Consider the following 25,722-nt stretch of genomic DNA (forward strand, 5'->3'; position numbering starts at 1 on the left):
CTGCAACGGAGGGGCGCTATGCGTGTTTGGGGATGACGTTGTCGTCAAACCCCGAGGCTGTGCTTGTCCCATCGCCGTCCCGCCATCGCCGTTCCGGCCCGCAATGAGGAGAAGCGGCTCCCCCGGCTGATCGCCGCCCTCGGCAGCCAGGACTGGCTTCATGGGGGCTGGCGCCTGCCGGTGGTCATCGTCCTCAACAATTGTACAGACAATTCACGCGAAGCGGTGCTGGCCACCGCCGCGCATTTTCCGCAACTCGATATCGAGCTCTTCGATCTCACCCTGCCGCCGGCCGAGAGCCATGTCGGCTGGGCGCGGCGCATCGCCATGGATGCGGCGCTGCTGAAGCGCTGCGAGGTGATCCTGACGACGGACGCCGATGCCGAGCCGCGGCCGAGCTGGGTCTCGGCCAACCTCGCGGCCGTCGCCGGCGGCGCCGATATCGTCGGCGGGCGCCTGATCGGCGACCCCGACGAGGAGAGGCGGCACGGAAAGGCCTTCCTGCGGCGGGCGGCGCTGGTCGCCCGCCACCAGCAGCTGGCCGACCGGCTCGCCTCGCTGATCGATCCGCTCCCCTACGACCCCTGGCCGCGGCACGTGCACCATACGGGCGGCAGCCTCGCCATCCGCGCCGATCTCTACCGCCATCTGGGCGGCCTGCCGCCGCTTGCCTGCCGCGAGGATCTGGCGCTCGTCTCGCGCGCCCGCGCCGCCGGGGCGCGGCTTCGCCATGCGCCCGATGCGGAGGTCGTCGTCTCGGCCCGCCTCGCCGGCCGCACCGGCAACGGCATGGCCGAGTGCATCAGCGGATGGATCGAGGACGAGCGCTGCCGCCGGCCCATTCTCGTGGAGGACCCGGAGCGCGCCGCGGCGCGCTTCCGCCTGCGCCGCGAACTGCGTGAACTCGCCACCCCCGACGGGCGCTGGCGGAACCCGCATGCCCCGGAACGGCTTTCGCTTCTGTCGATGGCCGGCGGCCCGATCATGGAACGGCCGCTTTCGCTCATCGAGAGGATCGCAGGCGACGAGCCCGACGCTCCGTGTACCAGGCCAATCGCCGAAGCGATCGCCCAACTGGAGGAGCTGGTGAGGGATGCTGAAAGAAGCCACGCGGCCTGAGCCGTTCAGCCGCACGGAAAGGGAAAGACAGGACGCCGCCCCGGTCGATCTTGACGCCCTTGCCTGCGAGATCGCGCGCCATGGCGCGCGCCACGACGAGGACGGATCCTTCCCGGCCGAGGGCTTTGCCGCGCTCGGCCGCGCCGGGCTGCTTTCCGGTCCCCTTCTTTCGGCCGCCCGGATGGAAGACCTTCTTTTCCTGGTCGCCGCGGCCGGCCGCGGCGACCTCAATGTCGGGCGCATCTTCGAGGGCCATGTGAACGCCCTGCAGCTCCTGGAGCTTTACGGCACGGGCGCGCAGCAGAGGCGCTACCAGGCCGAGGCGTCGGAGGGCGCGCTCCTGGGCGTGTGGAACACCGACCGGCCGGACGATCCCCTGCGGCTGGAGGCCGGCGTCCTTGCCGGGGCGAAGAACTTCGCCTCCGGCGTCGACGGGGTGTCGCACGCCATCGTCACGGTGGAGATCGAAGGCGGGCGGCAGATGCTGATCGTGCCGGTCGCGGGCCGGCCGGTCGACCGCTCCTGGTGGAAGCCGCTCGGCATGAAGGCCTCCGGCAGCCACATCGTGGACTTCACCGGCTATCGGCCACGCGCGGACGAATTCCTCGGCGCGCCGGGCGACTATGTGCGCCAGCCCTGGTTCTCGGCGGGCGCGATCCGCTTCGCCGCGGTCCATCTCGGCGGGGCGCATGCCGTGGCCGAATGCGCCCGCACGCATCTTTCGCGCACCGGCCGCGCCGCAAATCCCTATCAGGCGCACCGGCTCGGCGAGATGGCCCGGCTCGTGGAAGGCGGCTATGGCTGGCTGACCCGCGCCGGCGCGGCGTGGCGCGAGGGATGCACCGGGAAAACGGGCGAAGCGGGCCATGAGCGGGCGGTGGCCAGCGCCAATGCCATGCGCGGCGCCATCGAAGAGCTCTCCATGCAGGTGCTGGCCCTCGCCGAGCAGGCCGTCGGCGCCGCCGGAATGGTGAAGCCGCACCCGCTGGAGCGCCTGATCCGCGATCTGAGGACCTATCTGCGGCAGCCCAACCCGGACGGGGCGCTTGCCGCCCTCGGAGAAGCCTACGCCTCAGGCGCCTTCCAGCCCGGCCGCCCGCTTCGCCCGCTCACCAACTGACGGCGGCACGATGCCCGTCACCGCGATCGATCCCGCCGGGTTCGAGGCCAAGTTTCGCGCCGATATCGATCCGTGGGACTACCGCGCCTCGCGGCTGGAACGGGTGAAGCGGCGCGACCTTCTCCTCGCCTGCGGCCACCGGCCCTATGGGCGCGTTCTGGAACTCGCCTGCGCCATCGGCGTCACCAGCCGCGCGCTCGCCCCGATCTCTCTGCGGCTCCTCGCCCTCGATTCCTCGCCGACCGCCATCCGGGAAGCTCAGAAGGGCGGCAAGGATCTGAAGAACGTCACATTTCGGCTGGCGACGCTGCCGGCGGAGATGCCGGCCGGCCCGTTCGACCTCATCGTCGTCTCCGAACTCGCCTATTACCTTCCGCCGGCGGAGCTTGCCCGGCTAGCGAAGATGCTGGGCGGCCGGCTTTCGCGCGGCGGCCGCGTCGTCGTTCTTCATCACCTTCGCCCCTTCCGGGACGCGGCGATCCATCCGGCGCTCGCCCATGGGCGCCTCGTCAGGCTCTTGGCGCGCGCCCTGGTGCCGGACTGGCGGCGCCAGACCGCCCGCTACCGGGTCGACGGCCTGGTGAAGCCCTAGGCGGAAAGAGCGCGCGTCAGTCCTTGACGACGGTGGAGATATCCGGCGCGTCGACGGCCTTCATGCCGACGACATGGTAGCCGGAATCGACGTGATGTACCTCGCCGGTGACGGCGCGCCCCATATCGGAGAGGAGATAAAGGGCCGACTGGCCGACATCGTCCGGCGTCACGGTCCGGCGGAGCGGCGCGTTATACTCGTTCCACTTCAGGATGTAGCGGAAATCGCCGATCGCGGAGGCCGCCAGCGTCTTGATCGGGCCGGCCGAGATGGCGTTGACGCGGATCCCCTTCGGACCGAGATCGACCGCAAGGTAGCGCACGCTCGCCTCCAGCGCCGCCTTGGCGACCCCCATGACGTTGTAGTGCGGCATCACCTTTTCGGCGCCGTAATAGGTCAGCGTCAGGATCGAGCCGCCGGGCGACATCAGCTTCTCCGCCCGCTGGGCCAGCGCCGTCAGCGAATAGCAGGAGACGTAGAGGGACTTCTTGAAGTTGTCCTCTGTCGTGTCGATGTAGCGGCCGTCCAGTTCGTCCTTGTCGGAATAGGCGACGGCGTGAACGAGGAAATCGAGCCCACCCCATTCGGAGGCGATCTTCTCGAAGACGGCGTCCATCGTGGCCGCATCCGTCACATCGCAATGGCCAACCACGATCGCGCCGAGTTCGGCCGCCAGAGGCTCCACACGCCTCTTCAGCGCATCGCCCTGATAGGTCAGAGCAAGCTGCGCTCCCGCATCGCTCGCGGCCTTGGCGATCCCCCAGGCTATCGATCTGTTATTGGCAACTCCGAGGATAAGCCCACGTTTTCCCGCCATGATACCGTTTGCTGCGGTCATGTTCCTCTCGCCGTTTCTCGACGCTACGCTTCGTTGTGCCGTGCCCTAATGGCACGGGTTTCAGGGGCCTGCAACAGCCCTTCAATCGGGCGCGGCAACTGCTATCCTGCCGCCCATGCAGCCAAAACCTGAGCCCGAGCCGGGCAACCTCGACCTGCCCGCCGCCCTCTCGGCCATCGTCGGAGACGCGCAGGTCCTCACGGGCGAGAAGGAAGTTCTCCCCTATTGCCGGGAGCTGCGCGACCTGTGGCACGGCACGCCCGCGGCCGTGGTGCGGCCCGCGAGCCGGGAGGAAGTAGCGGCAATCCTTGCGCTCGCCAACGCGCATGGCGTGCCCATCGTGCCGCAGGGGGGAAATACCGGCCTCGTCGGCGCGCAGGTGCCGGACGAGAGCGGGCGCGAAGTGGTGCTGTCGCTGGAACGCATGAAGGCGATTCGCGACGTCGACGCGGAAGGCGCGACGCTCGTCGTCGAGGCAGGGGTGATCCTGGAGGAGATCCACGCCGCGGCGAGCGAAGCGGGCCTGTTCTTTCCCCTCTCGCTCGGCGCGCAGGGCTCCTGCCGAATCGGCGGCAACATCGCCACCAATGCCGGGGGAACCGGCGTGCTCGCCTACGGCAATACGCGCGAACTCGTCCTCGGGCTGGAGGTCGTGCTTGCCGACGGGCGCATCTGGAACGGGCTCCGGCGCCTCAGGAAGGACAATACCGGCTACGACCTCAAGCAGCTCTTCATCGGCTCGGAAGGCACGCTCGGCGTCATCACGGCGGCGGCGCTGCGCCTGTTTCCCGCGCCCAAGGGCCGCTCGGTCGCCTTCGTGGCGGTCGAAAGCCCCGCCGAGGCGCTCACCCTCTTTCGCCGCTTCAGCGCCAGCGCGGGCTCGGGACTGACGGGCTTCGAGCTGATGCCGCGCATCGGCATCGAATTCACGCTGAAGCACCTTGAGGGCGCGCGCGATCCGCTCGCCGAGCCCTATCCCTGGTACGCGCTGGTGGAAATATCCTCCGGGCGCAGCGAGGAGGAGGCGGCGAGCATCATGCAGGCGACGCTGGAGGCCGCCTTCGAGGCCGAAGAGCTTCTCGATGCCGCGCCCGCCGCGAACCTGTCGCAGGCCGCCGATTTCTGGCGCATGCGGCACGGCCTTTCCGAAGTGCAACGCCACGAGGGCGGCTCCATCAAGCACGACGTCTCCGTGCCGGTGGCGAGGGTGCCGGAGCTGCTGGAGCGGGCCTCGGCCGCCGTCATCGAGCGCATTCCGGGGGTACGGCCCGTCCCCTTCGGCCATCTCGGGGACGGCAACATCCATTTCAACTTCAGCCAGCCGGAAGGCGCCGAAAAGGCGGAATTCCTCGACCGCTGGGACCAGGTCAACGAGATCGTCCATGCCATCGTGACGGAGCTTTCCGGCTCGATCTCGGCCGAGCACGGCATCGGCCGGCTGAAGCGCGAGCTTCTGAAGGAGGTCAAGGACGAGGTCGAGATCGACCTGATGCGCAAGATCAAGCGCGCCTTCGACCCGAACAACATTCTGAGCCCGGGACGGGTGCTGTGAGCGGCCCGCTCGTCATCGCGGAACTCGGGGCTGAGACCGCGGCGGAGGACGTGGAGGCTCTCGCCGCCCTGTGGGAGCGGGCCGGCCTGACACGCCCGTGGAACGATCCGAAGGCGGATATCCGCTTCGCGCTTGCCGCGCCTTCCTCCGCCATCCTCGTCGGGCGCGCGCCCGGCGAGAGCGCCATCGTGGCGAGCGCCATGGTCGGCCATGACGGGCATCGCGGCACGGTCTATTACGTCGCCACGGATCCCGCCTGCCGCGGCCGGGGTTACGGGCGGGCGATCATGCAGGCGGCGGAGGCGTGGCTTGCCGAGCGCGGCCTGTGGAAGCTCAACCTCCTCATTCGCGGCGACAACGAAGCGGCGAAGGGCTTCTACGAGGCGATCGGGTTTCAGGCGCAGGACCGCATCTGCATGCAGAAGGAGATCGGCTCCTCCAAAGGGGGCGGAACGCGCTAGAGCAGCCGCTGCTGCACGGGCTCTTGCGGCGCCTCTTCTGCCTTTTTCTCTTCCTCCCCGGCCGGATCCTCCCGCACGGGCTCGATCAGTCCCGGATCGTCGTCGACGGCGCGGTTGACGCGGCGCGAGACGGGCACCGCGACGAGGTCGGTCGCCATGCCCTGTTCGGCGAGAAGATCGAGCGCGGCCTCCGTCATCTCCTCGCCGGACAGCCACAGGTCGAAATCCTCCGGCCGGATGATGGCGGGCGAACGGTGATGCAGGGCGTCGAGCGGCGGGCCGGCGGCGACGGTGACGATGGCGGCGGTGTCGATCTCGCTGCCATCGGCCCCGATCCAGGTCTCCCAGATGCCGGCGAAGGCGAGCGTGCCCATGCCGGTCGGGCCGATGAAATAGGGCTGTTTCGGGCCCTTGCCGCGCGCCTGCCATTCGTAGAAACCGGAGGCCGGCACGAGGCAGCGGCGCCGGCGGATGGCGTTCCGGAAGGCGGGCTTGGCGCGGATATCCTCCGCCCGCGCATTGATGATCAGCGGGAACTTCGCCGTATCCTTCACCCAGGAAGGCAGGAAGCCCCAGCGCATCGGCACCGCCTCCCGGCCACGATCGCCCTCGCGGATGACGACGATCGGCTGGGTCGGCGCGATGTTGTAGCGCGGCACGAAAAGCCGCGCATCGAGATCGGCCAGACGGAAAAGCCTCTTGATGGCCTCGCCATCGGCGGTGAGAACGAAACGGCCGCACATGAGAAGCGAAGTAGCACGGGCGGCGCCGATTGGGAGATCACCGGCGTGGATTTCGACGCGAACGAGACATTCGACGGGGCAAGCATCGTACTCCTGAAACCCGGCCATGTGCTGCTGGTGCGCCGGGCAAAGCAGCCTTTCGCCGGCATCTGGAGCTTTCCGGGCGGGCGGATCGAAGAGGGCGAAGAGCCCGACGCGGCGGCGCGGCGCGAGCTTTTGGAAGAGACCGGCCTTGCCGCCGACAGGCTCTTCCCTCTCGGGGCCCACACCGCCGGCAGCGAGAGGAAGCTGCGGCTTGCCGTCTTCGCGGCCGCCTGGACGGGCGGTGAGCCGGTGGCGGCCGACGATGTGGACCGGGCCCTCTTCATCCCCTTCGAGGAGACAAGCAATCTCTGGCTGACGCCCGGCGCCACAGGCTTCATCGCCCGCGCCATCGTCTCGGGCGCCCTGCCCTCCTGCCGCGGGGAGAATGCGCCCGCAGCGCGCGGGCAGCCTTGAAGCGAAAGACGGCGCGGGACATCATGACGGCGATGCGGATTCGTCACCATGCGGCGGGGGTTCTCCTCGCCCTCTTCCTTGCGGGCGCGGCCTCGGCCGTTGCGGCCCAGGATGCGCCCGTCATCGGCGAGAGTGCGCAGCCGTCCGAGCCGCCGCCGCCCATCTACGAGCCTCGGCTCCTGCGGCTTGCAGAGATCCTCGGGGCGCTGCACTTCCTGCGCGAACTCTGCGATGCGGGCGACGGCGCGGCCTGGAAGCAGGACATGGAGGCACTGATCGCCGCCGAGGCGCCGGGGCCGCAGCGCAAGGCAAAGCTCGTCGGCCGCTTCAACCACGGCTTCGAGACCTACCATTCGGTCTACCGAAGCTGCACGCCGGCGGCGAAGGAATCGATCGCGCTGTATCTCAAGGAAAGCGCCGAAATCGCCGCCGACATCCGCACGCGCTACGGCCAGTAAGCACGAATCAGCCGGCCCGCCTCGCTCCTGCCACGGAGAGAAGGTTTGGAGGGCGGAAGCCAAGGGGAGCCAGCGGTGACGATCATCTGCAAGCGAGAGACGATTTTCGGCAGCGCCGCCCGTGCCAGGCGCCGGCCGATCCAGCTCATGGCGGCTGCAGCTTTCCTGCTCCTCGCCGGCCCGCTTCTCCTTGCCGGGCCGGGGCACGCCCAGGATACCGCTTCCGAGCCGAAAGAGGCTCCGGCCGCCGAGGCGGCTGCGCAGGCGCCGGCGGATGCACCGGCCACCGAGGCCCCGGCCACCGAGGCTCCCGCCACCGACCAGGCCCTGAGCGAGGAGCCGGCCGCGCCGACTGTGCCGGCTCCGGATTCGGCCGCTCCGGCGGAAGAAAGCGCGCCTGCCGAAGAAGCGACGCCCGAGGCAGCCCCCGCCCCCGAGGCGGCGCCCGCTCCAGATGCCGCGCCGGCCGCAACGGAGGAAGCCACCACAGCCGAAGAGCTTCCGGAATATCTCGACATCAAGCGCAGCCCCGATGCCATGCCGGAACCGGTGAGGCGCACCTGGCAGGCGCTGCGCGCCGCCGCGCTGTCGGGCGACATCGAGAGCCTTCGCCCGCTGATCGAGGCGCAGGATCCGCCGCCCGCCTTCGCCTTCGACAATGTGGGCGATCCGATCGACTACCTGAAATCGCTGTCCGGCGACGCGGAGGGCCGCGAGATCCTCGCGATCATGCTGGAGATCCTCGATTCGGGCTATCTCGACGTCGACCGCGGCACGCAGAACGAGATGTATCTGTGGCCCTACTTCGCCCGGTATCCGCTCGACCGGCTGACGCCCGAGCAGATCGTCGAGCTCTTCACGCTGATCACGGCGGGTGACTGGCAGGACATCCAGTCCTACGGGGCCTACATCTTCTTCCGTCTCGGCATCGACCCGCAGGGGCGCTGGCACTTCTTCCTCGCCGGCGACTGAGCCGGCCCGGCGGCGCCTATTCTGCGGGCGCCGGAGAGGTGCCGCGCCAGCGGGCGAGGAACTCCTTCAGGAAAATCATCGCGCCGACGACCGTGGTGTCGAGGCCGAGCAGGCGCCTTGCGGCAAGCGCCAGCCATGCCGAGCGCACCGTCAGTGCGATCGTCGTGGCGAGGGCCGCGCCCAAGACCCCGAAGGGGATGATCAGCGCGACGGAGAGCGCGGCGCTGGCGATCACCATCACCACATAGGTCCGTGCCGAGAAACTGCCGAAGCCGGTCATGTTGAGGATATCCTCTGCCGGGCCGAAGAAGGCGCGCAGGATGACGCCCGCCGCGAGGATGAGCAGCACCGGATAGCCCTCGCTGAAGCCATCGCCGAAAAGCGACAGGAGGAGCGAGCCGCACAGCACGACGGCACCCGTCGCAAGGGCCGAGGAAACGAAGGTGAGCAGACTCACCTCCCGCGTCAGGAGCTTCAGGCGCGGCGCGTCACCGTTGGCGTGGGCGGCGGAGAAGAGATGCGCCGAGCCGACCGCCGCCGCATAGGGGATGAGCGCCACCACCTGGATGATGCGCGTCGCGGCGAAGAAGACGCCGATATGCACGGGGCTGACGAAGAACGACATGACGATCACGGACATGAAGCTGAACAACGGCTCCATGCCGCGCATGATGGCGAAGGGCGCCGAGCCGCGCAGCCATTCGCGGATGCGATAGACGCGCGGGCCGGGTGGGACGACCTTTCTCAGCTTGGCATAGATGGCGATGAACTGGCCGATGCCGGCGAACGCCATGCCGAGGAAGGCGCAGGCGAAGGCGGTGACGGCGGTCGCCTCAAAGCCCATGAGCACCGCGGCCAGCATGAACATCAGCAGGAAGCCGTGGCGCAGGACGTAGATCGGCACCAGCGCCGAGACGGTCCAGAAATGGGCGCGGCCGACATCCTCCAGATAGGCCTGCAGGCACATGAAGGGGATGACGGCGGCCATCATCATGATCGGCAGGACGTAGGCGCTCTGCATCAACGGCGCGGCGAACCAGACGCCGCCGGCAAGGGCGAGGCCTATCGCCAGCGGCAGGAGCGAGGACATGAGAAGCGCCAGGCGCAGGAAGCCGCGCAGTTCGTCGGGGGTGCCCCTTTCGCGCAGGGCCGGCACGTAGCGCACGCAGGAATCGGCGAAGCCGAAGGTGCCGATCGACTGGAAGACGAGCAGCCAGACCCAGGTGAAGGCGAAGATGCCGTATTCGAACTGGCCCATCAGGCGGGCGAGCACGACCTGCGTCACATAGGCGAGGACGGCGTTGAGGACGCGGATGGCGAGAGCGAAGATGGAGGCGCGGCGGGCCTTGCCGCGCTCGTCGGCGCTCGTCAGCGCCCTCAAGCCGATGGCGAGGACGCCGCCGAGGCGGCCAGACGGCATCTTCCCATTCGCGCTCAAGCAAGGCTCCAGCATGTCCCGAAGCCGAGACTTAACAGGCGCCTGTTAATTGCAGCTAAAGCGGCCCGAATACGGTTAAGCGAGCCCGGCGCCCTAGGTGGAGGCGAAGCGCACCGGCTCGCCGAGGCCGGGGGCGACAATCTCGCCCTCCCACATGACGCGCCTGCCGCGGATGATGGTGCCGACGGGCCAGCCCGCCACCTCGTAGCCGTCATAGGGCGTCCAGCCGGCGCGCGAGCCCATCATGGCATCGGTGATGGTTTCCTGCCGGCCGAGATCGACGACGGAGAAATCCGCATCGTAGCCGACCGCGATACGGCCCTTGCCGCGGATGCCGAAAAGGCGCGCCGGACCGGCGCTGGTCATGTCCATCAGGCGCAGGAGGCTCAGCTTGCCGCGCGCCGCATGGTCGAGCATCACCGGCAGCAGCGTCTGCACGCCCGGCATGCCGGAGGGCGAAGCGGGATAGGGCTCGGCCTTTTCCTCCAGCGTATGGGGGGCGTGGTCGGAACCCAGAATGTCGGCCGTGCCGTCGGCGAGGCCCTGCCAGATGCGGGCGCGGTGGCGCGCGGCGCGGATCGGCGGGTTCATCTGCAGGCGCGTGCCCAGAAGGGCGTAGTCCTCGGCGGCGAAGGTGAGGTGCTGCGGCGTCACCTCGAGCGAGGCGATGTCCTTGTGATCGCGCAAGAAATCCATCTCCTCGCCGGTGGAGATGTGGAGGATGTGGATGGAGGCGTTGTGGCGGGCGGCGATGGCGACGAGCCGCCGCGTGGAGGAAAGCGCCGCCTCCTCGTCGCGCCACACCGGATGGCTCGACGGATCGTTGGCCCGGCGCTCGTCGAGGCGCGCGCGAAGGCGCATCTCGTCTTCCGAATGGAAGGCGGCGCGCCGGCGGGTGCGCCTCAAAATCTCTTCCACGCCCGCATCGTCCTCCAGCAGGAGATCTCCCGTGGAGGAGCCCATGAAGACCTTGATGCCGGCCGCGCCCGGCAGGCGCTCCAGCTCCGGCACGTCGGCGGCGTTCTCGCGCGTGCCGCCGACCCAGAAGGCGTGGTCGCAATGCATGCGGCCCTTCGCCCGGGAGAGCTTGTCGGCCAGCGCCTCGGGGCTCGTCGTCAGCGGGTTGGTGTTGGGCATCTCGAAGACGGCGGTGACACCGCCCAGCACTGCGGCGCGCGAGCCGGTCTCAAGGTCTTCCTTGTGCTCGTTGCCCGGCTCGCGGAAATGCACCTGGCTGTCGATGACGCCCGGCAGGATGGTAAGGCCGGTGGCATCGATCACCTCGCCCGCGTCGGCGGCGTGGAGGCTGCCGAGCGCGGCGATGCGCCCGTTCGTGACGCCGATGTCGCGCAGGCCGATGCCGTCGTGGTTGACGATGCTTGCGCCGCGGATGAGGAGGTCGAAAGTCTGTGTCATGGCACGCTGCTTGCCAATTGCCGGCAGGGAGCGCAAGCGGCATTGCCCCCGCAGGCGATCCGCCTTAGCTGAGAACCGGAGGACGAGGCGATGGCGCTGGCACGACTGACAGAGCGGACGATCCTGAAGGTGGGGGGGCCGGAAGCCCGGCACTTCCTCGCCAATATCGTCACCTGCGACCTGCCGCCGGACGAGGGCGGCCTCGCCTACGGCGCGCTGCTGACGCCGCAGGGAAAGATCATCGCCGACTTCTTCATCCACAGGCTGGGCGAGGGCTTTGCGCTCGATATCGCGGCGGCCGCGGCGCCGGACCTTTTGAAGCGGCTGACGCTCTACCGCCTGCGGGCGAAGGTCGACATCGCCGAAGCGGGCGAGGCGCTCGCCGTCTTCGCCGGCTGGGACGGGGCCGCGCCGGAGGGGGCCCATGCCGATCCCCGGCTCGAAGCGCTCGGCTGGCGGATGGTTGCCGCGCCGGATGCGCTCTCGCCCGACACGGACGCGGTCGCCTATCACGCCCGCCGGGTCCTGCTCGGCGTGCCGGAGGGCGGCACCGACTTTCTCTACAACGACGCCTTCCCGCACGACGCGGCCATGGACTGCCTTCACGGCGTCGCCTTCCGGAAGGGCTGCTATATCGGCCAGGAGGTCGTCTCGCGCATGCAGCACCGCGGCACCGCCCGCCGGCGCATGGTGCTTCTCACCGCCTCCAATGGCGGCGCGCTGCCAGAAACCGGAGCAGATGTGCTGGCCGGCGAGAAGGTCGTCGGACGGCTCGGTTCCTCGGCAGATGGCAAGGCGATCGCTCTGGTGCGGATCGACCGGCTCGGCGAGGCGATCGCCGCGGGCCAGGAGATCAGCGCGGGCGGCACGCCCGTCGCCGCCGCCCTGCCGGACTGGGCGTGCTACACATGGCCGGAGGCAACGGCCGGCGGACAGGGATAGCCATGCCCGATCGTTCCAGCGCCCCGGGGCGCGCCTGGCAGCGCATGCTCTCGGGAAGGAGGCTCGACCTCCTCGACCCTTCCCCGCTCGACGTGGAGCTGGAGGATATCGCCCACGGGCTTGCCCGCGTGGCGCGCTGGAACGGCCAGACGCATGGCGACCACGCCTATTCGGTGGCGCAGCACTCGCTGCTGGTGGAAGCCGTGCTCGCCCTTCTCCTGCCCACGCTCGACGCGCCGGCGCGGCTCACCGCGCTTCTCCACGACGCGCCCGAATACGTGATCGGCGACATGATCTCGCCGTTCAAGGCAGTGCTCGGCGGCGAGTACAAGGATGTGGAGCGGCGCCTCCAGCACGCGGTGCATCTGCGCTTCGCGCTGCCGGCCGAATGCGAGCCGAAGCTGAAGAAGCAGATCAAGAAGGCCGACCAGGCCGCCGCCTATTGGGAGGCGACGCTGCTTGCCGGCTTCGCCGAGAAGGAGGCGCGTCGCTATTTCGGCGATCCCTCCGTCTCCCGCGAGGCGGTCGGCGCGTTGCTCACGCCCTGGCCGGCGACGGAGGCGGAGCGCCGGTTCCGCGAGCGATTTATCGAGGTCGAGACGGGACTTGCAAAAAGGGCGGAGGCACCGGCCGCGCGCCCCGCCGCCCGGCAGCGGAGGAGCGCCTGATGCCGGCCATCTATGTCTGCCCGCTGGCGCACCTTGCCGCCACCGTGAGGGCCACCGGCGCCCGCCACATCGCCACGCTCATCAATGCCGGCACCAACGTGCCTCGGCCAGAAAGCGTGCCCGCGGAGAACCATCTCTTTCTCGGCCTCAACGACATCTCCATGGAGGTGGACGGCATGATCCTGCCCGGCGAGGAGCATATCGCCCGCTTCGTCGCCTTCGTGGAGGAATGGGACCGAAAGGCGCCGCTTGTCGTGCATTGCTGGGCGGGCATCAGCCGCTCCACCGCCGGCGCCTTCACCGCCTATTGCGCGCTGCGGCCCGACGTTTCCGAGGAGGTCGTCGCGCGGCGCCTTCGCGCGCGCTCGCCGCAGGCCACACCCAATGCCCGCATCGTCGCGCTCGCCGACCAGTACCTGAAACGCGAGGGCCGCATGGTCGCCGCGATCGAGGGGATCGGCCGCGGCGCCAACGCCTTTGAAGGCAATGTCTTCGCGCTCCGCATCGACGAGTGAGCCGGGGCCCGCCGCGGCGCTGCCGGCGGCCGGGCGCGAGGCTCCCGCGCGCATCGAGATCGGCCTCAACGCGGCCATCGTCGCCGTCGACCGGCTGACGCCGCTCATCCTCGTCACCCAGCCCGGCGCGAAGGGCCGCGAAGAGGGCCTGCCCTTCGGCCCGTTCGACCCGCTCGAGCACCGCACCATGGAGATCGGGCTCCGCGCCTTCGTGGAGGAGCAGACGCGCCTGCGCCTCGGCTATGTGGAACAGCTCTACACCTTCGGCGACCGGGGCCGGCATGCAAGGCGCGGCGACACGGCCGCGCATGTCATGTCGGTCGGCTACCTCGCCCTCACCCGCCGCGACGAGGACGGCGAGGAGGCGCTGAAGGAGAGCGGCGCGGACTGGCGGCCCTGGTACGGCTATTTTCCCTGGGAGGACTGGCGCACGGGCCGGCCGCCGATCCTCGACGCGGCCATCGAGCCGGCGCTGGAGCGCTGGTGCGCCATGGCGCCCTCCGCCGAGCGGCCCGACCGGCCGCTCGCCCGGCGCGAGCGGGTGCGCCTCGCCTTCGGCTGGGGCGGCGTGCCCTTCGACGAGGAGCGGGTGCTCGACCGCTACGAGCTTCTCTACGAAGCCGGGCTGGTGCCGGAAGCGCGGCGCGACGGGCGCGCCAGCGCCGCCCTGTGGAAGGACCTTCCCCCCATCGGCCGGCCGATGCGCTTCGACCACCGGCGCATCCTCGCCACCGCCATCAGCCGCCTGCGCGCCAAGCTGAAATACCGGCCTGTCGTCTTCGAGCTCGTCGCCGATTCCTTCACACTGACCGAACTGCAGAAGGTGGTGGAGGCGATTTCCGGCCGGCATCTGCACAAACAGAACTTCCGGCGGCTTGTGGAACAGACCCGACTTGTGGAACAGACGGGCGAGACGAGCATCTCCACGGGCGGGCGTCCGGCCGCCCTTTTCCGGTTCCGGCGGGAAGTGATGAAGGAAGGCGCCTTGGCCGGTCTCCGGCTCCGCGGCCGCCCCTAATGGAGTTTTCATGACCGGCGATGTCATCCTGCTGCTGCGCCACGGCCTGACCGACTGGAACGTGGAAGGCCGCTTCCAGGGCGTGCGCGAAATCCCCATCAACGCGATCGGCCGGCGCCAGGCGGCGCGCAACGGGCGGGTGCTGCCCTCGCTGCTTGCCGATCACGAATGGAAATTCGTCGCCTCGCCGCTCGGGCGCGCCATGGAGACGATGCAGATCGTGCTGAAGAACGCCGGTCGTGCCGACCAGCCCTTCACCACCGATCCGGCGCTGCGCGAGGTCTCCTTCGGCGACTGGGAAGCGCATACGATCCGCGAATTGAAGGAAGAGCACCCGGAGGCGGTGGCCACACGCAAGGCGGACAAGTGGAACTTCGTGCCGCCGGCAGGCGAGAGCTACGCCATGCTGGCCGAGCGTTTCGCCGAGTGGATGAAGGGCCAGAGCGGGCGCACCGTCCTCGTCGCCCATGGCGGCATCACGCGCGTCGCCCTCCACCACCTCATCGGCCTGCCGGCAGCCTCGGCGCCGCAATTCTACGTACCCCATGACCGCATCATCGCGGTCTTCGAGGGCAAGGCCATGATGATCTGAGCGCCCCGGCGCGCCTCAGAACTCCAGGGGCGCGTTGTCGACCACTTCCTTCATGACGAAGAAGGTGCGCGTCTGACGCACGCCGGGCAGCGCGATCAGGCGCTCGCCGTGCAGCCGGTTGAAGCCGGCGATGTCCTGCACCCGGATCTTCAGGAAATAGTCGAAATCCCCGGCGACGAGGTGGCAGTCGAGCACGAAGCGGAGCTTGGCGATGGCCGCCTCGAAGGCCGCGAAGCTCTCCGGCGTTGAACGATCGAGCACCACCCCGACGATGACGAGGGCCTCGCGCCCCACCTTGTCCGGCGCGATCTCGGCCCGCACATGCCGCACATAGCCCTCATCGAAAAGGCGCTGGGTGCGGCGGTGGCAGGTGGCGGGGCTGACATTCGCGGCCCTGGCGATCTCGGCGTTGCTCATCCGCCCGTCGCGCTGCAGCAGCGCCAGGATACGTCGATCGACCCGGTCGAGGCCCGGAGCCGCGGAAGCCTCTTTCATTCCTGGCCTCACCCTGCGGATTTCTCATTCATTTGCGCCGCAATGTGATCGAAGAGCGCCGCTGGAGGCAATAACTTCGGGAGCACCTTTCACAAGAGCTTCGCTATGAATGAGCGACGATGACCCCTGCGCCTGGAGGGCCGAATGCTCCGCCTCGACAAGTTCGAACGATACCCCCTCACCTTCGGCCCGACGCCGATCGAGCATCTGCCGCGCCTTTCGCAGGCGCTGGGCGGCAAGGTGGAGATCTACGCCAAGCGGGACGACTGCAATTCCGGCCTCGCCATGGGGGGCAACAAGCTGCGCAAGCTGGAATACATCGTGCCTGATGCCATCGCCTCCAACGCCGACACGCTGGTCTCCATCGGCGGCGTGCAGTCGAACCATACGCGCCAGGTGGCCGCGACGGCGGCCAAGCTCGGCATGAAATGCGTCGTCGTGCAGGAAAGCTGGGTGCCGCACGAGGACGCCGTCTACGACCGCGTCGGCAACATCCTCCTGACCCGCTTGATGGGCGCCGATTCGCGCATCCTGCCGGACGGCTTCGACATCGGCATCCGCAGGAGCTGGGAGGAGGCGATCCAGTCGGTGAAGGATGCCGGCGGCAAGCCCTACGGCATCCCGGCCGGCGCCTCGGTGCACAAACTGGGCGGGCTCGGCTATGTCGGCTTCGCGGAGGAAGTGCGCGCCCAGGAAAAGGCGATGGGCGTCACCTTCGACTACATCATCGTGTGCGTCGTCACCGGCTCCACGCAGGGCGGCATGATCGTCGGCTTTGCCGCCGACAACCGCGCCGACAGGGTGATCGGCATCGACGCCTCGGCGACGCCCGAGCAGACGCGGGCGCAGGTGCGCCAGATCGTCGACGGAACGGCGGAACTCGTCGAGCTCGGCCGGCCCGTGCGCGAGGACGAGATCGTCATCCTCACCGACTACGCCTATCCGGCCTACGGCATTCCGAGCCACGAGACGAATGAGGCGATCCGCCTTGCGGCGCGCACGGAAGCGATGATCACCGACCCGGTCTATGAGGGCAAATCGATGCAGGGCCTTATCGACCTGACCCGAAAAGGCTTCTTCCCCGAGGGATCGAAGGTGCTCTACGCCCATCTCGGCGGGGCACCGGCGCTGAACGGCTACAGCTACACGTACCGGAACGGGTAGGCGGCAGCGGTTCCTGCGCGGCCCGGGAGCGCTCCCTGCCCCCTGGCGCAAGCGGGAGGGTGGTTTGTGGAGACGACGCCCCTTCAACCCGGGCCAAAAAACGCCTAGAACCGGCGCCCGTTCGCAAAGGCAAGGTGCCGGCTCAGCCCGGCAGGAACATGTCCCACAACAGCTTCGGCCATCTCTTCCGCGTCACGACCTGGGGCGAAAGCCACGGACCGGCCATCGGCTGCGTCGTCGACGGCTGCCCGCCGATGATCCCGCTCACGGAAGCGGAGATCCAGGCGGAGCTCGACCGGCGCCGGCCGGGCCAGTCGAAATACACCACCCAGCGCCGCGAGCCGGACACGGTGAAGATTCTTTCCGGCGTCTTCGAGGATGACCGCACCGGCGGGCCGGTGACGACCGGCACGCCGATCTCGCTGATGATCGAGAATGTCGACCAGCGCTCCAAGGATTATTCGGAAATCCGCGACCGCTTCCGGCCGGGACATGCCGACTATACCTACGAGGCGAAATACGGGCTGCGGGATTATCGCGGCGGCGGGCGCTCCTCCGCGCGCGAGACGGCCATGCGCGTCGCCGCCGGGGCGATCGCCCGCAAGGTGGTGCCGGGACTCGTGGTCCGCGCCGCGCTGGTGGAGATGGCCGGGATCGGCATCGACCGCGAACGCTGGGACTGGGACGAGAGGGCGAAAAACCCGTTCTTCTGCCCGGACGCGGAGGCCGCGGCACGCTGGGCGGCGCATCTCGACGAGGTGCGCAAGGCCGGCTCCTCCGTCGGCGCCATCGTGGAAGTGGTCGCCGAGGGCGTGCCGGAAGGGCTCGGCGCGCCGGTCTACGGCAAGCTCGACCAGGATATCGCCGCGGCGATGATGTCGATCAACGCCGTGAAGGGCGTGGAGATCGGCAACGGCTTTGAGGCCGCGCGCATCCGCGGCGAGGAAAACGCCGACGCCATGCGGGCGCGCAACGACGGCCGGCCAGTCTTCCTTTCCAACAATGCCGGCGGCGTTCTCGGCGGCATCTCGACGGGCCAGGCGGTGGTGGCGCGCTTTGCCGTCAAGCCGACCTCTTCCATCATGGTGCCGGTCAAGGGCATCACGCGCTCGGGCGAGGAAGTGGAGATCACCACCAAGGGACGGCACGACCCCTGCGTCGGCATCCGCGCGGTACCAGTCGGCGAGGCGATGATGGCCCTCGTCGTCGCCGACCATTATCTGCGCCACAGGGCGCAGACCGGACAATCACTGACATGAGAGACGAAGTGGAAAAGGTCGCAGAAGCGATCCGTGCCTTCGAGCGCGGGGAAATCGTCGTCGTCACCGATGACGACGACCGGGAGAACGAGGGCGACCTTTTCGTCGCGGCGAAGCACTGCACGCCGGAGAAGATGGCCTTCATCATCCGCCATACGAGCGGCATCGTCTGTGCGCCGCTGCCGCGCGACATGGCGCAGCGCTTCCAGCTGACGCCGATGGTGAGCGAGAACGACGCGCCGCTTTCCACCGCCTTCACCGTCTCCGTGGATTTCCGCCACGGGCTGACGACGGGCATTTCGGCGGAGGAACGGACGGCGACGGTGCGCGGGCTCGCCAACGAGAATGCCGGGCCGGCCGATTTCGTGCGCCCCGGCCACGTCTTCCCGCTGATCGCGCGCGACGGCGGCGTCCTGGTGCGCTCCGGCCATACCGAGGCCTGTGTCGATCTCTGCCGGCTGGCCGGCCTGCCGCCGGTGGGCGTGCTCGCCGAGCTCGTCAACGACGACGGCACGGTGTGCCGCGGCCAGGAAGTATCGGCCTTCGCCGAGAAGCACCAGCTGGTGCAGGTCTCGGTCGCCGACCTCATTGCCTGGCGCCAGCGCAACGAAAAGCTCATCACGCGCCAGAGCGAGCAGAAGGTGACGACGCCGGCGGGCCCGGCGACGGCCTATTCCTTCGCCACCCCGCTCGACCCGATGGACCATCTCGCCCTCGTCTTCGGCGATATCCGCGACGGGCGCGAGATCCCGGTGCGCATCCATCTGGAATCGGTGCTCGACGACGTCTTCGGCGCCCGGCGCATGCTCGACGAGATGATGGCCGATTTCGCCAAACGCGGACGCGGCATCATCGTCTATCTGCGCGACGGCTCGGTCGGCGTTGCCCGCCAGTCGCGGCGCACCCGCGACCTGGAGACTTTTGAGAGCCACGGATCGGCCGCCGGCCGCAAGGAAGCCTGGCGCGAGGTCGGGCTCGGGGCGCAGATCCTGAAGGATCTCGGGGTCCAGTCGATCCGCCTCCTGTCCACCCGCGAGCGCCGTTATGTCGGCCTCAGGGGCTTCGGCATCGAGATCGAGGATACGGAGATACTGGGGGACTAGGCGAACACGCCGCAAGGCGGCGGCGTGGCCAAAGTCCTTCCCGAGTTCCCCTGCTTCTGAAGCCTAGACCGCCGGCCGCCGGGGCAGCCGGCGCGGGCTCGTCTTTCGCAGAACGCGACCGAGACGGCGCCCGCCCCGGCGTTCCAGGAAGCTGATGCTCTTGTCGGCAAGCGGCACGGCGTAGCGGAAGCCGGCGACGATGCGGGTGGCGCGCCGGCTGGCCGCGATGGCGAGGACCAGCGAGGCGGCAAAGAGCGGCGCACCTAGGGGGATCGGCGTCGCGATGAAGGCAAGGCCGACCAGAAACGCCAGCAGCGCCAGGAAAAGCAGGGTCGCCTGACGCATCTATGCCGCCCGCCGGAACGTCACGATCTTGGAAAAGAACGCGGTTTCGACCTTTTCGGCAACAAGGCCATGCGGCGCAAACAGGCGCGCAAGATCCTCCTTGAGGTAGCCGTTGTAATAGGGCTCGTGAAAGAGCTGCGGGAAGACTTCCAGCAGCCCGTCATAATCGGGCGCATCGCCCGGCTGCAGGGAATCGACGAGGATGAAGGTGCCGCCCGGCTTGACGACACGGGCGATCTCGCCGGCCACCTGTCGGCGCACCTTCGGCGGCAGCTCGTGGAAGAGATAGATGGCGCTCGCCAGATCGAGGCTCGCATCGGACAGGGGAAGCGCCTCGGCCTTGCCGACCATCGGGCGGAGCGTGGCGGCACGGCCGACATGGCGGCGGGTCTCGCCGACATATTCCTCCGAAAGATCGAGGGCGATCACCGGCAGGCGCGGATAGGCGCCGCGCAGATCGCCGACGAAACGGCCCGTGCCGCAGGCGATATCGGCGGCGAGAAGCTCTCTCTGGTCGCGGCCCTTCAGCGCCTGCGCCACAGGCACCAGCGCCTGACGGCGCATGGCGCTCGCCGCCCCGTTGAAGAGAACCTCGACCTGCATGTCGTAGAGGCGGGCCGATTCCTCGCTCATCCAGCCGCCGGACTGGAAGTGGAAATTCTGCATGTAGTAACGCGGGCGATTGCCCTCGCCGCGCTTGCCGCCGACCTCCTGGCTCGCCCCTTCGCGGCGGCGGCGGGCGACCTCCGGCACATCGGCGAAGAAGGCGCGGCTCGTGGCCAGGACCCGGCCGAGATCGGCCTCTTCGGGATCGGGCATCGGGTAGAGCCCGGCGCGCACATTGGCATAGTCGCGCGCCATCAGCTTGCCGACGTCGCGCAGGAGACGGGGAAGATCCGGCACGGGCGTGGAAGGGGGCGCGACGCGCGGAGCCGCCTGCGGGTGCTTAGCGGCAATACTCTTCAGCATCCGCCGCATGGCAAGGCCATGGCCCGTATACCAGGCGACGCGCGCGCCCTGCACGGCGGCATAGCGCATCCCGTTCGCCCAATCGTCAATCGACACCGAAGCCATGATCACTCTCTTTCAGCGCAGAAATGGGGTGCCGCCAAGGCGAAGTCGAGCGCTAAGTTCGCCTGAGGAGAACGACGACTTCCGTCTCTGCCGAATAGACGAACTGATCGACCGGCACGACGCGCTCAATGCCATAGCCGCCGGCAAGGACGATGGAAAGATCGCGGGCAAGGCTCGCCGGATTGCAGGAGACCATGGCGATGCGCTTCAGCCCGGAAGCCGCCAGCATTTCCGCCTGCGCCCGCGCCCCGTCCCAGGGCGGATCGACGACGGCCGCGTCGAAGCGCTTCAGCTCATCCGGCCCCAGCGGGAACCGCAGGAGATCGCGCGAAAGCCCCTCGACCGGCTTCAATCCCTGCGCCCCGCGTGCGCCGGCAAGCAGCGCCTCGAGCGAGGCCTTCTCGGCCTCGACGGCAAGGACCGGCATTTGCCGCGCCAGCGGGAAAGTGAAGGTGCCGAGGCCGGAGAAGAGATCGACCGCCCGTTTTGCGCCGGAAAGATGCCCCGCCACGAGCGCCGCCATCGCCTCTCCCGCCTCCGCGGACGCCTGCAGGAAGGCGCCCGGCGGCGGGTCGACGAAGACGCCGGCGATGGGGATCCGCGGCGCGGCAAGCTCCATCAGCATCTCACCGTCGAGCGAAAGACGCGCGAGCGCGGCGCCGCGCCCCAGGCCGACGAAGCGGGAGACGAGCCTGGAGGTCGCCGGCGCGCCGCCTGTCACCGCGACGTCGAGACCGACGGAGGTCTCCAGGACGCTCATGCGCAGTTCGCGCTTCTCGCGCGCCAGGAGAGCGGCAATCTCGCGCAGGAGCGGAAGGGCGGCGAGGATGCGGGGGCGCACCACGAGGCATGTCTCGATATCGACGAGCCGGCGCTCGCCGCGGCGATGGAAGCCGAAGGCGACCTTCCTGCCGCTTCGGCTGGCGGAAAAGACAGCCCGGCGGCGGGAATCGACGGGCGCGCCGATCGTTTCCTCCACCTTCGCCTCGATGCCGGCGCGCAGAAGCGCTTCCTCGACGAAGCCGCGCTTGAGGCGCCGCGTCTCCTCCAGCGGCAGCATCTGAAGGGCACAGCCACCGCAGACGCCGAAATGCGGACAGGGCGGCGGCACGCGCTTCTCGGACGGCTCCAGCACCTCCAGGAGTTCGCCGCGCTTGCCGCTGCGGGCGACCTTTACCCTCTCGCCCGGCAGGGCCAGAGGCACGAAGAGCGGGCCTTCCTGCGTCTCGGCGATGCCGTCGCCGCGATGGCCGAGACGGGAGATCGTGACGGTCTCATCCACGGCAGGCACCGAGGCAATATTCCTGGTTGCCGTCGCCACCGGCAAGCGGGGCGGGCGCAATGCCTTTCACGGCCCAGCCGGAGCGGCCATCGAGCCATTCGGCGAGCGCTTCGGCGATGCGAGGCCCTTCGTCCGGATCGCGGAGGATGCCGCCCTTGCCGAGCGCTTCGCGGCCGGCCTCGAATTGCGGCTTCACCAGAAAGACGCCCCAGCTGCCGGGCGCGGCGAGTTCCAGCGCCGGCGGCAGGGCAAGGCGGAGGGAAATGAAGGAAAGGTCGGCGGTGACGGCGTCTATCGTCTGGCCTCCAAGGTCGGAGCGCTTCAGGTCGCGGGCGTTGAGGCCCTCTACCAAGCGCAGGCGCGGATCGGATGAAAGGCTTTCATGCATCTGGTCGTGGCCGACATCAACCGCCAGAACGTGGCTGGCGCCGCGCTCCAGGAGGAGCTGCGTGAAGCCGCCCGTGGAGGCGCCGAGGTCGAGAACGGATCGGCCGGCGGGCTCGAAACCGAAAGCATCAAGGCCCGCCGCAAGCTTCAGCGCGGCGCGCGAGACATAGCGGGCGGCCGGATCATCCAGGCGGATTTCCTCATCCAACCCGACCCGCGTCGCCGGCTTCGTCACCGTCCGGCCGCCGACGCGCACCGTGCCGCGCAGCACGGCATCGCGGGCGCGCGCACGGCTCGGCAGCAATCCAGCCCGGACGAGCGCCTCGTCGAGGCGAAGGCGTTCTGTCATCGATCCAACCGGTGGTGATGGGCGGAGGGGCAGATCCGTTCAATGCAGAGTTGCGCTGACGAAACCCCGGTCAACGGCGATATGGTTGTGAGACATGCCCCGGCCCGGCGCGCCATACAACGCAAAAAGAAGCGCCATGGCCGTCAAGATGGAAGCAAAAACAACCGAAATCCAGAGCCGCATCCGAACCTCACAGGCCGGAATCGTCCCAGACTTCGCATCGCTTGGCCATCTGACAGAAAGCCGCGAGCGCCGCAAGGTCGCGGCGAACCGGCGATCCCGCGCCGGGCCGCTTCAGATGGCGGGGAACCGCGACCCCTCTGGCGAGTTCGCCTCACGGTCCGAACAGGAGGAGAACGGCATGCGCAGCTTTGCCATGGCAGCCATCGTGCTCATCGCCAGCCCGGCCCTCGCCCAGGAGGCGAGTAAGCCGGCTACGTATTCAACGGAGCTCACGGGCGCCGAAGGCACACTCGGACAGGTTGAGCTGGCCGACACGCCCGGCGGCGTCATCCTCCACCTTTCGATTCCTGCGGGCGCGCTGAAGCCGGGCATGCATGCGGTGCATTTTCACGAGAAGGGCGACTGCTCCGATGCGCCGGCCTTCAAGGCCTCCGGCGGACATTACAATCCGACGGGGCACCAGCACGGCATCCTCACGGCGAACGGCATGCATGCCGGCGACATGCCGAACTTCATGGTGGTGGAGGGTGCCAAGACCGAGGTCGAACTCTTCAACACCCAGCTCCGCTTTTCGGAAGATCCCGCGCCGCTGATGGATGCGGACGGATCGGCCCTCATCATCCACGAGGGCACCGACGATTATCAAAGCCAGCCTTCGGGCGATGCGGGAACGCGCGTCGCCTGCGCCGTCATCTCCAAGAAATAGCGCGAAAAGAAAGGGCGGCCTCGGCCGCCCTGATCGATCGCGGCAAGACAATCCCGCCCGGGGGCGATCCAGCCAAAGGCCGGGCCTCAGGCCCGCAGCGCCTCTTCCGGCACCTCGCGGCCGAGCGCCTGGAAGACGCGGGCGACGATGGCGTCCTTGTCGAGCCCGGCAAGGCGGTACATCAGCTCCGGCTTGTCGTGGTCGATGTAGCGGTCGGGGAAGGTGAGCGTGCGCACCTTCAGCCCCTCCTCCATCCTGCCGGCATTGGCGAGGAGGCCGAGGACGCGGCTGCCGAAGCCGCCTTCGGAACCCTCCTCCACCGTCACCAGGACTTCGTGGCTCCGCGCCAGCCGAAGCAGGAGGTCGGCGTCGATCGGCTTGGCGAATCTTGCATCGGCAACGGTCGTGGAAAGCCCCGCCCGCTCCAGCACATCGGCGGCGGCGAGCGAATCGGGAAGCCTTCCGCCGAGCGAGACGATCGCGACCTTGCTGCCTTCCCGGACGATGCGGCCGCGGCCGATCTCGAAAATCTCGCCGCGCTCGGGCATTTCCACGCCCATGCCCTCGCCGCGCGGATAGCGGAAGGCGATCGGGCCCTCCTCATAGGCGACGGCGGTGCGCACCATGCTGCGCAGCTCCGCCTCGTCGCCCGCGGCCATGACCACCATGTTCGGCAGGCAGGAGAGATAGGCGATGTCGAAGGCGCCGGCATGGGTCGGCCCGTCGGCCCCGACAAGGCCGGCGCGGTCGAGCGCCAGGCGCACGGGGAGCTGCTGCAGGTCGACATCGTGCACGACCTGGTCGTAGGCGCGCTGCATGAAGGTCGAGTAGATGGCCACGAAGGGCTTCATGCCTTCCGCGGCGAGGCCGGCGGCGAAGGTGACGGCATGCTGCTCGGCGATGCCGACATCGAAAGTGCGGTCGGGGAATTCGCTCTCGAAGAGGTCGAGACCGGTGCCGGCGGGCATTGCCGCCGTGATCGCCACGATCCGGTCGTCCTCGCGCGCCTCGTTGACGAGGCTGGTGGCGAAGACCTTGGTATAGGAAGGCGCGTTCGACTTGCCCTTGGCCTGCTGGCCGGTGACGACGTCGAACTTGGAGACGCCGTGATACTTGTCGGCGGAGGCCTCGGCCGGCGCGTATCCCTTGCCCTTGCGGGTGACGACGTGAAGGAGGATCGGGCCGCCCTGGGCGTCCCGCACGTTCCGCAGCACCGGCAGCAGATGGCTCAGATTGTGGCCGTCCACCGGGCCGACATAGTAAAAGCCGAGCTCCTCGAAGAGGGTGCCGCCGGTCCAGAAACCGCGGGCATATTCCTCGGTGCGCCGCGCCTTCTCGTGGATCATGTCGGCGAGCGGCAGGCGCTTGGTCAGCTGCTTGGCCGCATCGCGCAGCGAAAGGTAGGTCTGGCCGGAGACGAGACGGGCGAGATAGTTGCTCATCGCCCCGCTCGGCGGGGCGATCGACATGTCGTTGTCGTTGAGGATGACGACGAGACGCGAGCCGAGATGGCCCGCATTGTTCATCGCCTCATAGGCCATGCCCGCCGACATCGCCCCATCGCCGATGATGCAGACGACCTTGAAATCCTCTTCCTTCAGATCCCGCGCCACGGCCATGCCGAGGCCGGCGGAAATGGAGGTGGAAGAATGGCCGGCACCGAAGGGATCGTATTCGGATTCCTTGCGCTTGGTGAAGCCGGACAGGCCCTCACCCTGGCGTATGGTGCGGATACGGTCGCGCCGGCCGGTCAGGATCTTGTGCGGGTAGCACTGGTGGCCGACATCCCAGATGATCTTGTCGCGCGGCGTGTCGAAGACGCGGTGCAGCGCCACCGTCAGCTCCACCACGCCGAGGCCGGCGCCCAGATGGCCGCCCGTCACGGAGACGGCGTCGATCACCTCGGCACGCAGTTCGTCGGCGAGCTGGCGCATGTCGCGCTCGCTCAGGCGACGCAGATCCTCAGGTGACTTGACCTGATCGAGCAGCGGCGTGGAAGGGGGATTGTGGGACATGACACCCTGCGAAAAACGCGCAAGCGGATACGGCAACGGGCGGCGACCATAGCCATTCGCCGCGAGGCGCGCAAACCGTAACAATGCCGCCCCCGGCCTCCCGGCCGCGACGAAAAGCGGCGGTATCAGCAGGAATTAGGGGTTTTCCCGAGGTGCTCAGGAATCGAGCGGCTCCACCCCGGCGGCTTCGCCATCGGCGCCGGCCCGGATCTTCTCCACCCGCTCCTCGGCGCGCGACAGGAGCGCCTCGCAGCGCTTCTTCAGCTTCTCGCCACGCTCATAGAGCGCGACGGAGCGCTCGAGCGGCACCTCGCCGCGTTCGAGATCGGTGACGATCTTCTCCAGTTCGGCGAGGGCGGTCTCGAACGACATCTTGTCGATCGCTTCGCCCGTCTCTTCAGTCATCGGCAATCCTTCG

28 protein-coding genes are annotated in these 25,722 nt (G+C 68.7%); 17 read left to right on the forward strand and 11 right to left on the reverse strand.

Features of this window, described 5'->3' with window-relative positions; genetic code table 11:
• Positions 1-63 precede the first annotated feature (63 nt).
• Genes CLD20_RS09035 through CLD20_RS09045 form a run of 3 tightly spaced genes read left to right on the forward strand, consistent with a single transcriptional unit; the run spans position 64 to position 2,831 of the window.
• Positions 64-1,119 (forward strand): glycosyltransferase family 2 protein, encoded by a 1,056-nt coding sequence (locus CLD20_RS09035; RefSeq protein WP_224406287.1) that lies wholly within the window; start codon positions 64-66, stop codon positions 1,117-1,119.
• On the forward strand, positions 1,094-2,239 hold the full coding sequence (locus CLD20_RS09040) for an acyl-CoA dehydrogenase family protein (protein WP_224406288.1): 1,146 nt from the start codon (positions 1,094-1,096) through the stop codon (positions 2,237-2,239). Before CLD20_RS09035 ends, CLD20_RS09040 begins: the two co-directional genes overlap by 26 nt.
• 10 nt (positions 2,240-2,249) lie before the next feature.
• Positions 2,250-2,831: a class I SAM-dependent methyltransferase gene (locus tag CLD20_RS09045; RefSeq protein ID WP_224406289.1), complete on the forward strand. Its 582-nt coding sequence runs from the start codon at positions 2,250-2,252 to the stop codon at positions 2,829-2,831.
• Positions 2,832-2,847: 16 nt separating this feature from the next.
• Here CLD20_RS09045 and fabI read toward each other — a convergent pair whose 3' ends face one another.
• Positions 2,848-3,669, reverse strand: a complete 822-nt coding sequence (fabI, locus tag CLD20_RS09050) for an enoyl-ACP reductase FabI (RefSeq protein WP_224406290.1) — start codon at positions 3,667-3,669, stop codon at positions 2,848-2,850.
• Between the two features lie 115 nt (positions 3,670-3,784).
• On the opposite strand from fabI, the gene CLD20_RS09055 reads away from it, so the two are divergent.
• Both CLD20_RS09055 and CLD20_RS09060 read left to right on the forward strand, forming a co-directional pair.
• Positions 3,785-5,221, forward strand: a complete 1,437-nt coding sequence (locus tag CLD20_RS09055) for an FAD-binding oxidoreductase (RefSeq protein ID WP_224406291.1) — start codon at positions 3,785-3,787, stop codon at positions 5,219-5,221.
• A complete protein-coding gene (locus tag CLD20_RS09060; protein WP_224406292.1) occupies positions 5,218-5,682 on the forward strand; it encodes a GNAT family acetyltransferase in 465 nt (154 codons plus the stop codon). Before CLD20_RS09055 ends, CLD20_RS09060 begins: the two co-directional genes overlap by 4 nt.
• On the opposite strand, the gene CLD20_RS09065 is transcribed toward CLD20_RS09060, so the two are convergent.
• A complete protein-coding gene (locus tag CLD20_RS09065) occupies positions 5,679-6,425 on the reverse strand; it encodes an SOS response-associated peptidase (protein WP_224406293.1) in 747 nt (248 codons plus the stop codon). The two genes, CLD20_RS09060 and CLD20_RS09065, sit on opposite strands and share 4 nt — an antisense overlap.
• 45 nt (positions 6,426-6,470) lie before the next feature.
• On the opposite strand from CLD20_RS09065, the gene CLD20_RS09070 reads away from it, so the two are divergent.
• From CLD20_RS09070 to CLD20_RS09080, 3 genes are all read left to right on the forward strand, one after another.
• Positions 6,471-6,923, forward strand: a complete 453-nt coding sequence (locus CLD20_RS09070) for an NUDIX domain-containing protein (RefSeq protein ID WP_224406294.1) — start codon at positions 6,471-6,473, stop codon at positions 6,921-6,923.
• Positions 6,920-7,381 carry a TIGR02301 family protein gene (locus CLD20_RS09075; RefSeq protein ID WP_224406295.1) on the forward strand — a complete coding sequence of 154 codons (462 nt, stop codon included), beginning with the start codon at positions 6,920-6,922 and terminating at the stop codon, positions 7,379-7,381. Before CLD20_RS09070 ends, CLD20_RS09075 begins: the two co-directional genes overlap by 4 nt.
• A 75-nt stretch (positions 7,382-7,456) precedes the next feature.
• Positions 7,457-8,353 (forward strand): hypothetical protein, encoded by an 897-nt coding sequence (locus CLD20_RS09080; protein ID WP_224406296.1) that lies wholly within the window; start codon positions 7,457-7,459, stop codon positions 8,351-8,353.
• Positions 8,354-8,369: 16 nt separating this feature from the next.
• Here the strand turns inward: CLD20_RS09080 and CLD20_RS09085 are convergent, their stop codons facing one another.
• Together CLD20_RS09085 and CLD20_RS09090 are read right to left on the reverse strand one after the other, a co-directional pair.
• The gene (locus tag CLD20_RS09085) at positions 8,370-9,791 is read right to left on the reverse strand and encodes an oligosaccharide flippase family protein (protein ID WP_224406297.1); all 1,422 of its coding nucleotides are present in this window, start codon (positions 9,789-9,791) and stop codon (positions 8,370-8,372) included.
• 93 nt (positions 9,792-9,884) lie between these two features.
• Positions 9,885-11,207: a dihydroorotase gene (locus tag CLD20_RS09090; RefSeq protein WP_224406298.1), complete on the reverse strand. Its 1,323-nt coding sequence runs from the start codon at positions 11,205-11,207 to the stop codon at positions 9,885-9,887.
• 90 nt (positions 11,208-11,297) lie between these two features.
• On the opposite strand from CLD20_RS09090, the gene CLD20_RS09095 reads away from it, so the two are divergent.
• From CLD20_RS09095 to CLD20_RS09115, 5 genes are read left to right on the forward strand one after another with little or no spacing between them, the layout of a single operon-like run.
• On the forward strand, positions 11,298-12,149 hold the full coding sequence (locus CLD20_RS09095; RefSeq protein WP_224406299.1) for a folate-binding protein YgfZ: 852 nt from the start codon (positions 11,298-11,300) through the stop codon (positions 12,147-12,149).
• Between the two features lie 2 nt (positions 12,150-12,151).
• Positions 12,152-12,817 (forward strand): YfbR-like 5'-deoxynucleotidase, encoded by a 666-nt coding sequence (locus CLD20_RS09100; protein WP_224406300.1) that lies wholly within the window; start codon positions 12,152-12,154, stop codon positions 12,815-12,817.
• On the forward strand, positions 12,817-13,332 hold the full coding sequence (locus tag CLD20_RS09105) for a tyrosine phosphatase family protein (protein WP_224406301.1): 516 nt from the start codon (positions 12,817-12,819) through the stop codon (positions 13,330-13,332). The genes CLD20_RS09100 and CLD20_RS09105 overlap by 1 nt, the downstream gene beginning before the upstream one ends.
• On the forward strand, positions 13,304-14,350 hold the full coding sequence (locus CLD20_RS09110; RefSeq protein ID WP_224406302.1) for an NAD regulator: 1,047 nt from the start codon (positions 13,304-13,306) through the stop codon (positions 14,348-14,350). The genes CLD20_RS09105 and CLD20_RS09110 overlap by 29 nt, the downstream gene beginning before the upstream one ends.
• Positions 14,351-14,360: 10 nt before the next feature.
• Positions 14,361-14,942 (forward strand): histidine phosphatase family protein, encoded by a 582-nt coding sequence (locus CLD20_RS09115; protein WP_224406303.1) that lies wholly within the window; start codon positions 14,361-14,363, stop codon positions 14,940-14,942.
• Positions 14,943-14,957: 15 nt separating this feature from the next.
• On the opposite strand, the gene CLD20_RS09120 is transcribed toward CLD20_RS09115, so the two are convergent.
• Positions 14,958-15,437 carry an Lrp/AsnC family transcriptional regulator gene (locus CLD20_RS09120; RefSeq protein WP_224406304.1) on the reverse strand — a complete coding sequence of 160 codons (480 nt, stop codon included), beginning with the start codon at positions 15,435-15,437 and terminating at the stop codon, positions 14,958-14,960.
• 144 nt (positions 15,438-15,581) lie between these two features.
• Here CLD20_RS09120 and CLD20_RS09125 point away from each other — a divergent pair, with 144 nt between their 5' ends.
• From CLD20_RS09125 to ribB, 3 genes are all read left to right on the forward strand, one after another.
• The gene (locus CLD20_RS09125; RefSeq protein ID WP_224406305.1) at positions 15,582-16,601 is read left to right on the forward strand and encodes a 1-aminocyclopropane-1-carboxylate deaminase; all 1,020 of its coding nucleotides are present in this window, start codon (positions 15,582-15,584) and stop codon (positions 16,599-16,601) included.
• Between the two features lie 158 nt (positions 16,602-16,759).
• On the forward strand, positions 16,760-17,860 hold the full coding sequence (aroC, locus tag CLD20_RS09130; protein WP_224406306.1) for a chorismate synthase: 1,101 nt from the start codon (positions 16,760-16,762) through the stop codon (positions 17,858-17,860).
• A complete protein-coding gene (gene ribB / locus CLD20_RS09135) occupies positions 17,857-18,963 on the forward strand; it encodes a 3,4-dihydroxy-2-butanone-4-phosphate synthase (RefSeq protein ID WP_224406307.1) in 1,107 nt (368 codons plus the stop codon). The genes aroC and ribB overlap by 4 nt, the downstream gene beginning before the upstream one ends.
• Positions 18,964-19,026: 63 nt before the next feature.
• On the opposite strand, the gene CLD20_RS09140 is transcribed toward ribB, so the two are convergent.
• Genes CLD20_RS09140 through CLD20_RS09155 form a run of 4 tightly spaced genes read right to left on the reverse strand, consistent with a single transcriptional unit; the run spans position 19,027 to position 22,400 of the window.
• Positions 19,027-19,308 carry a hypothetical protein gene (locus CLD20_RS09140; RefSeq protein ID WP_224406308.1) on the reverse strand — a complete coding sequence of 94 codons (282 nt, stop codon included), beginning with the start codon at positions 19,306-19,308 and terminating at the stop codon, positions 19,027-19,029.
• Entirely contained in the window at positions 19,309-20,382 is a 1,074-nt protein-coding gene (locus CLD20_RS09145; protein ID WP_224406309.1) for a class I SAM-dependent methyltransferase, read from the reverse strand.
• A 52-nt stretch (positions 20,383-20,434) separates the two neighbouring features.
• Positions 20,435-21,664, reverse strand: coding sequence for a class I SAM-dependent RNA methyltransferase (locus tag CLD20_RS20375; protein WP_224406310.1), 1,230 nt, complete (start codon positions 21,662-21,664; stop codon positions 20,435-20,437).
• On the reverse strand, positions 21,657-22,400 hold the full coding sequence (locus tag CLD20_RS09155; RefSeq protein ID WP_224406311.1) for a TlyA family RNA methyltransferase: 744 nt from the start codon (positions 22,398-22,400) through the stop codon (positions 21,657-21,659). Before CLD20_RS09155 ends, CLD20_RS20375 begins: the two co-directional genes overlap by 8 nt.
• A 361-nt stretch (positions 22,401-22,761) precedes the next feature.
• Here CLD20_RS09155 and CLD20_RS09160 point away from each other — a divergent pair, with 361 nt between their 5' ends.
• Positions 22,762-23,289: a superoxide dismutase family protein gene (locus CLD20_RS09160; protein ID WP_224406312.1), complete on the forward strand. Its 528-nt coding sequence runs from the start codon at positions 22,762-22,764 to the stop codon at positions 23,287-23,289.
• A gap of 86 nt (positions 23,290-23,375) precedes the next feature.
• Here the strand turns inward: CLD20_RS09160 and dxs are convergent, their stop codons facing one another.
• Positions 23,376-25,304, reverse strand: a complete 1,929-nt coding sequence (dxs, locus tag CLD20_RS09165) for a 1-deoxy-D-xylulose-5-phosphate synthase (RefSeq protein WP_224406313.1) — start codon at positions 25,302-25,304, stop codon at positions 23,376-23,378.
• Positions 25,305-25,460: 156 nt separating this feature from the next.
• Entirely contained in the window at positions 25,461-25,709 is a 249-nt protein-coding gene (locus CLD20_RS09170) for an exodeoxyribonuclease VII small subunit (protein WP_224406314.1), read from the reverse strand.
• Positions 25,710-25,722: the final 13 nt, after the last annotated feature.

It is taken from the genome of Afifella sp. IM 167, from assembly GCF_020144925.1.
Lineage (GTDB): Bacteria > Pseudomonadota > Alphaproteobacteria > Rhizobiales > Afifellaceae > Afifella.

Excerpts from the sequence above, each read along its gene's own strand:
- aroC (WP_224406306.1), top strand. The coding sequence starts at position 16,760 with ATGTCCCACAACAGCTTCGGCCATCTCTTCCGCGTCACGACCTGGGGC.
- CLD20_RS09065 (WP_224406293.1), bottom strand. The coding sequence starts at position 6,425 with ATGTGCGGCCGTTTCGTTCTCACCGCCGATGGCGAGGCCATCAAGAGG.
- CLD20_RS09090 (WP_224406298.1), bottom strand. The coding sequence starts at position 11,207 with ATGACACAGACTTTCGACCTCCTCATCCGCGGCGCAAGCATCGTCAAC.
- CLD20_RS09160 (WP_224406312.1), top strand. The coding sequence starts at position 22,762 with ATGCGCAGCTTTGCCATGGCAGCCATCGTGCTCATCGCCAGCCCGGCC.
- fabI (WP_224406290.1), bottom strand. The coding sequence starts at position 3,669 with ATGACCGCAGCAAACGGTATCATGGCGGGAAAACGTGGGCTTATCCTC.
- CLD20_RS09120 (WP_224406304.1), bottom strand. The coding sequence starts at position 15,437 with ATGAAAGAGGCTTCCGCGGCTCCGGGCCTCGACCGGGTCGATCGACGT.
- CLD20_RS09125 (WP_224406305.1), top strand. The coding sequence starts at position 15,582 with ATGCTCCGCCTCGACAAGTTCGAACGATACCCCCTCACCTTCGGCCCG.
- CLD20_RS09100 (WP_224406300.1), top strand. The coding sequence starts at position 12,152 with ATGCCCGATCGTTCCAGCGCCCCGGGGCGCGCCTGGCAGCGCATGCTC.
- CLD20_RS09095 (WP_224406299.1), top strand. The coding sequence starts at position 11,298 with ATGGCGCTGGCACGACTGACAGAGCGGACGATCCTGAAGGTGGGGGGG.
- ribB (WP_224406307.1), top strand. The coding sequence starts at position 17,857 with ATGAGAGACGAAGTGGAAAAGGTCGCAGAAGCGATCCGTGCCTTCGAG.
- CLD20_RS09045 (WP_224406289.1), top strand. The coding sequence starts at position 2,250 with ATGCCCGTCACCGCGATCGATCCCGCCGGGTTCGAGGCCAAGTTTCGC.
- CLD20_RS09140 (WP_224406308.1), bottom strand. The coding sequence starts at position 19,308 with ATGCGTCAGGCGACCCTGCTTTTCCTGGCGCTGCTGGCGTTTCTGGTC.
- CLD20_RS09170 (WP_224406314.1), bottom strand. The coding sequence starts at position 25,709 with ATGACTGAAGAGACGGGCGAAGCGATCGACAAGATGTCGTTCGAGACC.
- CLD20_RS09055 (WP_224406291.1), top strand. The coding sequence starts at position 3,785 with ATGCAGCCAAAACCTGAGCCCGAGCCGGGCAACCTCGACCTGCCCGCC.
- CLD20_RS09105 (WP_224406301.1), top strand. The coding sequence starts at position 12,817 with ATGCCGGCCATCTATGTCTGCCCGCTGGCGCACCTTGCCGCCACCGTG.
- CLD20_RS09155 (WP_224406311.1), bottom strand. The coding sequence starts at position 22,400 with ATGACAGAACGCCTTCGCCTCGACGAGGCGCTCGTCCGGGCTGGATTG.
- dxs (WP_224406313.1), bottom strand. The coding sequence starts at position 25,304 with ATGTCCCACAATCCCCCTTCCACGCCGCTGCTCGATCAGGTCAAGTCA.
- CLD20_RS09040 (WP_224406288.1), top strand. The coding sequence starts at position 1,094 with ATGCTGAAAGAAGCCACGCGGCCTGAGCCGTTCAGCCGCACGGAAAGG.
- CLD20_RS09110 (WP_224406302.1), top strand. The coding sequence starts at position 13,304 with ATGTCTTCGCGCTCCGCATCGACGAGTGAGCCGGGGCCCGCCGCGGCG.
- CLD20_RS09115 (WP_224406303.1), top strand. The coding sequence starts at position 14,361 with ATGACCGGCGATGTCATCCTGCTGCTGCGCCACGGCCTGACCGACTGG.
- CLD20_RS09145 (WP_224406309.1), bottom strand. The coding sequence starts at position 20,382 with ATGGCTTCGGTGTCGATTGACGATTGGGCGAACGGGATGCGCTATGCC.